Here is a 4,389-nt window from a genome sequence, read left to right on the forward strand (position 1 = left end):
TTCTTTCTGAGGTCATTTCGAATCCACTTTCTGGTCTTTCAGCTTAAGTAAAGCTTGATTAATTCCACATGTCGTAGCGTCCATGATCGACTCCACGATTTCTCGTGGAGATCTACCCAGCAGGGCTTCTTCTTCAGCTAATCGTTCGATGGCTTCAACGACTTCGTCTTTTGGTATCCAACCAAATGCACTCATGTTCCTTTTTCCTCTATTAAATCAGGTATTCCTACTCAGCTTAGTAATATGTGGCTGAAACATTCTAAACCAAAAAAAGAAAAGAAGGACATAAGAGACTGGGTTTCCCCAGTCTCTATATGCTGTCATTTCTGACGCTTGAGTAATTGCCTCTGCCTACAACTAAGACTATTCTGTTTTAGAATAGAAAGAGTAATAGGGGTTTATGGGCTCCGATTATTCAAGCCAACCGATGTAGGCTACCAAATAACTTCAAGGCAAAAGTAAATACCCTAGAGTCATTATGTTGGTGCTGCACAGTTTTAGCCGTTTGTCACTAAGGAACGGGTGTAGGCTAGCCCGATCGTTGAGCTAAGTTTGATTTTAAGCGTAGCAGCCAGGAGGTTCCCCCGGCTGACCTTGACCCACACAAGGTTGTACCTAGCGCCCAAACTTAGTTCTTCTCAGCCTTCTTGGCAGCCACCTTGCGTGCGCGAACAGTGTTCTGCACAGCGTCAGGGATGTCATCCAGCAAGCCGGAGGTCACCACTGCAGGGTTGGCCACCTTGAGCAAAGGAATGAAGTTGTTGGCCTTGGCTTCTTCCTCGGCTGCCAGGATGTTATCCAAGTGGCTCTTGGCAGAAGCCAGCTGGCGGCGAAGATGGCGAATGTGCTCGACAGCTTCCTTCTTGCGCTTTTCAGCCAGCTCGAGCAGTTCTGCGATTTGCAGTGCCACCATTTGCAAAGAAGTACTGCGGCGCTCGTCCATGACGCGCTTGAGTGCGGCAGACAGCTCGCTGTTGCCCAAGGCCATGACCTTGGTGAATTCGTCTTTGACGCCATCGCCGCGCAAGGCGGTCAAATGTTCAATCAGTTCTTTGTTGATTGAGAGAGACATCTTTTCTTCCTTTTCTTTCTGTTGAGATACTACTCGAAACCCATAGCCTGGGTCAAAAAACAGCCGGCCGACGACATGTTCAGGCTGAAGCGGGAACAAGGGCTCCGCCCGTGCATTCGCAAGAGCGTCCCAAGTTGAGATTGAATACGACATAGTCGATCCTTTATGAAAACGAAGTCGGTTTATCCATCTTACCCCTCCGACAGGTCTTTAACACAGATGGCCTATGGCAAGTCATTAATCCCAGTACGTATCAGACTTTTATGGCGCGAGCTTCTTCCGCCGGCGAACCAGCAGAAGGATTTTCATCAATCTCCCAGGAACCCCCAGAAGACAAACTGTTGGATGCGATAGTTCAGTATGTTCGGCTTCTCACCAACACGCCTGCAATTGATCCGTACCTTTTAGCGATACTCGGCATTTCTTCCGAGAACGTGGTTTTGCTAGTTTTTAACCAGCTCACTAAGCTCTACTAGTTTTTAGGTTTTCTTCCAAGGAAACTAGGAACCACCCATGTCTTAGGAAACGAATCTCCTAGGACCAGCCTTAGCGAAGGATACTCCTCCAGCTGTGGGTTGCTTAGGCCGATGCACAGATCATGGGCAAACACGGGGTTTGATTATCTCCCGCGTCCTGTGGTTGCTAGTGAAGGCGGTGGGCGGATGGCCATCTATCGATCGGCGGCACGCACTGGCCTAACTAACTTAAATCAACCCTTCTCTCGAAGAGCACAGGCCTCCAGCTTGACCAATCACAGCTAGGGTGAATGCGGAAAACTTTTTCCTTCACCGTAACGGGTCACTTTATTAGAACCGCATTTATCATCCAACTGCCTCTGGAGAAGTTCATTGGAGTCGGTTTCGTAATCATCGGAAGGTATCGAATTCAGAGGGCTCTTTCGAGTGATCCTCTGTTCTATACGGACAAAATATCCCTTCCTAACAATTACAGCTTGATCTATTTGACCGTTTCCCAGTAATCCACCGAAAGCTTGCTGGGTTATAAAATGTTTCCGTTAAGAAACAAGTACTCGGTTGGAGGCTACCGAGCGTATGGAAAGCCGCATCTCAAGCCTAAGCCTGACGATCAGCTTTGCCTCCAATCACCTTTCGGTGACCCACATTCGCGCATTACATCAACCTAATGTCGCCTTCCTTACGAGGATCGGATCAATGCATCTGGATTAATTCCAAACACTCCCACGTCGCTCTTCGGTTTTTACCCTCTTTATGGGCAGGCATCTGATGGCTCACCAGGCCATCATTAATCGATTCGTTTTTACTTAACCGAATAACGATTAAGTGTTGGTCCCTCGAAATGTAGGTTGTTACGTCTTTGACCAAAAGTATTCCTTTGTTAGCTCGTCAGTGTGCAGACTAGCCGCATCATTAAACAAGCATCCGTTTCTCGCCAGGCGATGGCAAGGGCAGGCACTTTAGGTCTCTCACATTGACGCTATACCTGAATCGGCTTAAATGGTCCCTATTTCAAGAGTGGCTCCACGTGACCTGGCGACCACGCTTCATTGCCTCGGGACTATCCTACACACTTAAGCAGAAACTTGGCTCAGGCGGGAGGCCTGACTTTGTGAGATTTCACCACGACCATCAATTATCCAGCTGTTCTTTCGAACATTACGAGATAAAACACATCAGCGCGTTAGCGCTTTTATGCTGCAGGGATAACCAGCCTTGACGCGCTTTGCTTTTCAGCAGTGGGGATTGCCCGGTTATCCCTACAGTTTGGTCTTTACCGTCTTTCGATTGTCGAACCAGTTGTAGACCTTGCTCTACGGACGTAGGAGTACTCCAAGAAGAGGCTTTCGCTTACTTGAAGAATAAACTGATAGGACGCTGCTTTTGTTTGGGTACCGGGATTACACCGGGAATCGCTTAGAGTCTGACCTCAATCGTTTCCATTCCACACAGCTTTTTTCGGTGGTGTCTGTTAGTTCTTTAACTCTAACAGAGATAATGCACTTAACCTAAACATTACTGTTCAAGTTCATAGCAGTGGTATAGGTCTGTAATTTTTTACAATCACCGACTGAACTCACGTTATCAGCTCTCGGTGGCTGGCGCGTAATCTCGCCAGTTCGGATAAGTCAGCGCCCCAGTCAATTGGTCGCGCCAGGTGCTGGCGGCTGCAGCATGAGCGCTCGTGGAAGCCTCACCGTTGTACGCATTTGGGTCTACTCGGAGCATATAGCGTTTATGAAATGGTTTTCCATCGACAATATCTGGTTTAAACAAGGGTTTATTAACCCCGTCAACCAGATTATTGACCCAAGTGCCTTCTGCGGTACTGTTGAGCAAATCAACATAAATGATAGGCTCGTCGCCTGGTATTTCTTTTTTCAGCAAACGGGCGGTACGCAGGCCTACGATTGGGTGGGTTGGTGACAACTCTTCAACCACGGTTGCTCCAGAATCAATCACATATTTCTCGGCACCATAGCGCTCAATCATTACCCGGCGCACTTCAGAATTTGTCTCTTGTTCTATGCGCTGAATAGTTATTTTTTCTGGCGACAAGATAATGTCTTCCGATACCGTAACACCGTGCCACTTCCATAGAGAAAATCCATCTGGATAGCTAAGTGCTGGGCCATCCTCACAATGAAGCTGATTGTGGCTATCCCGCTCTAGTTTATTTGGGCGTTCGGTCAGAATAACTACGCCTTCGAATGGCCAAAACCATCCACAATGTTTAGCCAAGTCTAATAACCCGCGCAACCGATTTGCTCCATCCAAACCGCATTTCTCTAAAAAGAAGTCGTAAAAGCCGAGCCAGTTTGCATCATGCGCGCCGTAGCCCGCACGCCACACTTGGTCCTCTACTTGGTCCACTACTTGGTCCGCTACTTGGGTCCATACTTGGTCCGCTACTTGGCTCCGTGCTTGGTTCGCTACTTGGGTCCATACTTGGTCCTCTACTTGGTCCACTACTTGGGCCCATACATGGGTCCATACTTGGATCGCTACTTGGCTCTGTGCTTGGTTCGCTACTTGGGCCCATACATGGGTCAGTACTTGGGTCAGTACTTGACTCCCTACTAGGCTCTGTGCTTGGCTCTGTGCTTGGGCCCATACCTGGGTCAGTACTTGGGCCCCAGCTATGTTTTCCATATTGATTTTTTTGTCAGAGAACATAGAGGCGCCAATCGCACCCTCAAGTGGGGAGCGTAGCCAAATAATGATTTTTGGCGGCAGTAAACCACCACATTCGTAAGCTAAACGAATAGCTGCTTCAGCTTCCGGACGATTGGCCGGAGTAGTATCAACTCAATCTTTAGCCATTATCGCGATAAATGGCTA

Annotated in this window: 3 protein-coding genes; all 3 read right to left on the reverse strand. The window is 48.1% G+C overall.

Features of this window, described 5'->3' with window-relative positions; genetic code table 11:
- Positions 1-12 precede the first annotated feature (12 nt).
- Positions 13-195, reverse strand: coding sequence for a hypothetical protein (locus IPP74_15320; GenBank protein ID MBL0320644.1), 183 nt, complete (start codon positions 193-195; stop codon positions 13-15).
- A gap of 433 nt (positions 196-628) precedes the next feature.
- The gene (locus tag IPP74_15325; protein ID MBL0320645.1) at positions 629-1,225 is read right to left on the reverse strand and encodes a hypothetical protein; all 597 of its coding nucleotides are present in this window, start codon (positions 1,223-1,225) and stop codon (positions 629-631) included.
- Positions 1,226-3,132: 1,907 nt separating this feature from the next.
- Positions 3,133-3,921 (reverse strand): hypothetical protein, encoded by a 789-nt coding sequence (locus IPP74_15330; protein ID MBL0320646.1) that lies wholly within the window; start codon positions 3,919-3,921, stop codon positions 3,133-3,135.
- Positions 3,922-4,389: the final 468 nt, after the last annotated feature.

The organism is Alphaproteobacteria bacterium (genome assembly GCA_016722515.1).
Taxonomy (GTDB): Bacteria; Pseudomonadota; Alphaproteobacteria; order Rickettsiales; family JADKJE01; genus JADKJE01.

What these genes read in the sequence shown, in the direction of transcription:
- IPP74_15320 (MBL0320644.1), bottom strand. Translation starts at nt 195, where the DNA reads ATGAGTGCATTTGGTTGGATACCAAAAGACGAAGTCGTTGAAGCCATC.
- IPP74_15325 (MBL0320645.1), bottom strand. Translation starts at nt 1,225, where the DNA reads ATGTCGTATTCAATCTCAACTTGGGACGCTCTTGCGAATGCACGGGCG.